The organism is Nocardia halotolerans (assembly GCF_042650145.1).
GTDB lineage: Bacteria > Actinomycetota > Actinomycetes > Mycobacteriales > Mycobacteriaceae > Nocardia > Nocardia halotolerans.
The window spans coordinates 1-4,248 of the sequence record NZ_JBHSDL010000027.1 but is presented as its reverse complement, the minus strand read 5'-3'; the positions used below and the strand labels follow the sequence as shown (position 1 = coordinate 4,248).

The 4,248-nt window shown below is 70.4% G+C and carries 1 protein-coding gene; it reads right to left on the bottom strand.

Annotated elements, in window-relative coordinates:
• The coding region (locus ACFO5K_RS22150) for a type I polyketide synthase (RefSeq protein WP_378566297.1) at positions 1-4,187 on the bottom strand (4,187 nt) is incomplete at its 3' end.
• Between the last annotated feature and the right edge of the window lie 61 nt (positions 4,188-4,248).

Below are 4,248 nucleotides of genomic sequence, written 5' to 3'. Positions count from 1 at the left end.
CCCGAGATCGCGTCGACGCCGTTCGCGACCAGATCCCACAAACCCTGCGCGGACTCCACATTGCCCGGATAACGGCACGACATTCCGACCACCGCAATGGGCTCGTCGGGAGCGCTCAGCTGTCCGGCCGGCGCGGCCGACCGTTGTCCGGTGGCCCGGGCAGGCTCGAGCAGTTCCAGCAGGTCGGTGGTGACAGCCGCAGCCGTTGGGTGGTCGAAGACGAGAGTCGGCGGCAGTGCCAGCCCCGTCGCGGCCGCGAGCCGGTTGCGCAGCTGGACCGCGGCCAGCGAATCCAGTCCCAGCTCCGATAGGGCCCGCTCGGGTTCGATCGCCCCGGCATCTCCATGATGTAGTACTGCGGCCACCTCGGCCGAAACAGCCTGCAGCAGATACTGTTCTCGGTCTGCGGCCGGCAGACCGGCCAACTGGGTGCGCAGTCTCGCCGCGGGCTCGGCGCCGTCGCGCTCCTGCGCGCGAACCGGGATCAGTGTGTCGAGAACCGCGGGCAAGGTCGCGGCACGCGCGAGCGCACGCAGTGCGCCGATATCGAAACGGACCGGGCTCACCACTGCGGCCGCGCCGCTCTCCGCCGCGTCGAACAGCGCCAAGCCCTCCTCCACCGGCAACGCGAGGACACCGAGCGCGGCGAGCCGCGCCACATCGGTGTCACGCAGCTCACCGGTCATGCCGGTTCGCATGGCCCAGTAGCCCCAAGCCAGCGAGGTGCCGGGCAGCCCAGCGGTGCGTCGGGTCTGTGCCAGCGCGTCCAAGAAGACGTTCGCCGCAGCGTAATTCGCCTGCCCAGGGCTGCCGAGCAGACCCGAGGCCGAAGAGAAGAGCACGAACCCGGACAGATCGAGGTGCGCGGTGGCTTCGTGCAGATTCCACGCGGCGTCCACCTTCGCGGCCAGCACCCGGTCCAGTTGGGTGGTGGTCAGCGTCGCGATCGTCGCGTCCGCCAGGACACCGGCGGTGTGGACCACCACGCGCAGCGGCGCGTCGGGTCCGATCGCGGCGATCATCTCGGTGACTGCATCGCGATCGGCGACATCGCAGGCGACGACGCGCACGTCAGCGCCCGCCGTGCCGAGTTCCGCGGTCAGCTCGGCGATTCCAGGGGAGGCGGGACCGCGCCTGCTCGCCAGCACGAGATGCCGCACACCGTGCGCCAGCACCAGGTGGCGTGCGAGCAGCGCGCCGAGGCCGCTGGTGCCACCGGTGATCAGCACCGTCGATGCACTGTCGAACACGCTGGACGCCGCTGGGTCGGCGGCCGGGGCCGGCCGCAGCCGCGGGCGCAGCACCCGTCCGTCGCGCACGGCGACCTGCGCCTCCCCCGCCGCGATGGCTGTCCGCACACTGCGCAGCCAGCCCGCCGGATCACGTGCCGGGTCGATATCGACATCGACCAGGACGAACCGATCGGGGTGTTCGGCCTGCGCACTGCGCAGCAACCCCCAGACCGGGGCGACCGAAATATCCGGCGGCGCATCCGCGTCCACGGCAATGGCGCCGTTGGTGACCAAGACCAGGCGGGAGCCGGCCAGTTCCGGTGCATCCAGCCACTGCCGCACCAGCGCCAGCACCCGCCGGGTTACGGCCCGCACCCCAGTGGGCACCGAAGCGTCCGCCGGTGCGGGCACGGCGACCACCGTCTCGGGCCGCCGGTCCGCGTCGGCGGCCACCGCCGCGATGTCGGCGTACCACCGGGCCCCGGTGCCGAACGAAGCGTGTTCGGCACCGATCGCTGCGTCGAGCACTGCCGTCGGCTCAACGGACGGCTGCGGGGCCGGCCCGGCGAGCCAGTCCAGAACGTAGAGGGATTCGGCCCGGCGCGAAGCGCTCAGCTGCGCGGCCGAGATCCGGCGCGCCGTCACCGACTCCACCGAAACGACCACGCGCCCTTGCTCATCTGTGGCCACCATCCGCACGGTGTTCGGCCCGGTCCGGCGTAGCCGCGCTCGGAGCACACCGGGCTCGCCGCTGTGTTGCAGCCGGATCCCCGACCAGGCGAACGGCAGCTCGACCCCGGCGGCCGGGTCGAGTTCCTCGTCCTGCGCGGCGCGCGATGCCGCGTGCAGAGTGCTGTCCAGTGTGCCCGGATGCACCAGGAATCCCTCGGGCGCACCCGTGGTTTCGATCTCGGCATACACTTCGTCGCCCGCCCGCCAGAGCGCACGCAACCCGCGGAACATCGGCCCGTATCCGATCCCGCGTCCATCCAGTGCCTCGTACCACCCGTCGATCCCGACGCGTTGCGCCCGCGCGGGCGGCCACTCGTCGCGATCGGCGGCGTCACCGGGATCCACAACGTCGGCAGAGTCCGTGTCGACGCTCAGCGTGCCGGTCGCATGGCAGACCCAGGCGTCGTGGCTCATCTCGTCGTCGGTGCCGGAATGCACGCTGTAGCCGGCTCGGCCCTGCTCATCGGCCTCGCCTATCCACACCTGCACTGCGATCGTCGCGGCCACGGGAACAACCAGCGGCGCCTCCAGTACGAGTTCGCTCAATACCGGGCACCCGATCCTGGTGCCCGCCGCTACCGCGAGTTCGACGAGCGTGGTGCCCGAGACCACGACCTCTCCGAAGACCGAATGATCAGCGAGCCACGGGTATCGATCCACCGACCAGCGGCCGGTGTACAGCCAACCCGAGCCGTTGGCCAACCGTACCGATCCGTTCAGTAGGGGATGGGCGGCCGGATGTAGGCCGAGCGCACGCGGATCATCGATCGCCGCCGAGCTCGCCCAGAAACGTCGGCGTTCGAAGGCATAGGTCGGCAGACTCACCTGCCGAACCGCGCGTCCGGCGAACAGTGCCGGCCACTGCACCTGCGCCCCCGCGACGAACGCTTCGGCCAGGCCGGTCAGCATCCGCCGTTGCCCCCCGTCGTCGCGGTGCAGGGTGCCGATCACCTGGGCTCGCGCACCCGCGTCCGCGATCGTTCCCTCGGTGCCGAGAGTGAGGACGGGATGACTACTCACCTCGATGACCACATCGTGCCCGTCGGCGAGCAGTGCCCGGGTCGCGGCTTCGTATCGGACCGGTTCGCGCAGGTTGCGGTACCAGTACGCGCCGTCGAGCGTTTCCGCTGCCATGGCGGTGCCGGATACGGTGGAGTAGAACGCGATGTCGGCCTCGTGCGGCCAAATCGTGGCGAGTTCCCGGATCAGTCGGTTCTCCACGGCCGCGACCGCAGGGGAATGGGCGGCGAAGTCCACCCCGGGCACCATCCAGCGCATGATTCCGGCGCGAGCGAGGACTCGCTCGAATTTCGCCAGGGACTGCGGATCACCGGCCACCACCACCGACTGTGGACCGTTGATGGCGGTGATCGAGATCCGATCCCGCACCCCGGCCAGCAGTTCACGGACCCGCGCCTCCGACTCCACGATCGAGAGCATCGCCCCAGCGCCGTCCAACTCCTGCTGGATCAATTGGCTCCGCACGGCGACGATCATGGCCGCGTCGGTCAGCGACAACGCCCCGGCGACGCAGGCCGCCGCGATCTCGCCCTGGGAGTGGCCCACGACACCGGCCGGGCGCACACCGAAGGATTCCCAGCACGCCGCCAACGAGACCATCATCGAAAACAACACGGGCTGGATGACATCCACCCGGTCCAGCGGCGGCGCGCCCGGGGCCGATCGCAGCACCTCGAACAGTGACCACTCGGTGTGGGGAGCCAGCGCGTTCGCGCACTCCGCCATCCGCGCGGCGAACACCGGCGAGTGGTCGAGCAGTTCGACCGCCATCCGTTCCCATTGCGTGCCCTGACCAGGGAAGACGAAGCCCACTCGACCTGCGCGGTCCGCACGGCCGGTAACGACTCGCACCTCTGGGCGATCGGCGACCTCGGTCCGGCCCTGTGCGACCGCGTCCAGTCCGGCCAACAGGTCCGCGCGATCCGTCCCGACGATCACCGCGCGGTGGGCAAGTCGCGCTCGGGTGGTTGCCAGCGAATAGGCGATGTCCACCGGATCCAGGTCGGCATCCGCGCCGACCATATCGCGCAGCCGTCGAGCCTGACCAGCCAGCGCCCCTGTCGATTTGGCGGACAGCACCCACACCACGGGACCGGCGGTGAACACGTTCGGCGGCGCATCGGATGGCCGCAGTTCGCTGACCTGATCGGGTTCAGGGGCAGGTGGCTGTTCCAGGATCACATGCGCGTTCGTCCCCGACACCCCGAACGACGACACCCCCGCCCGACGCGGCCGACCAGTCTCAGGCCACACCCTCGACTCC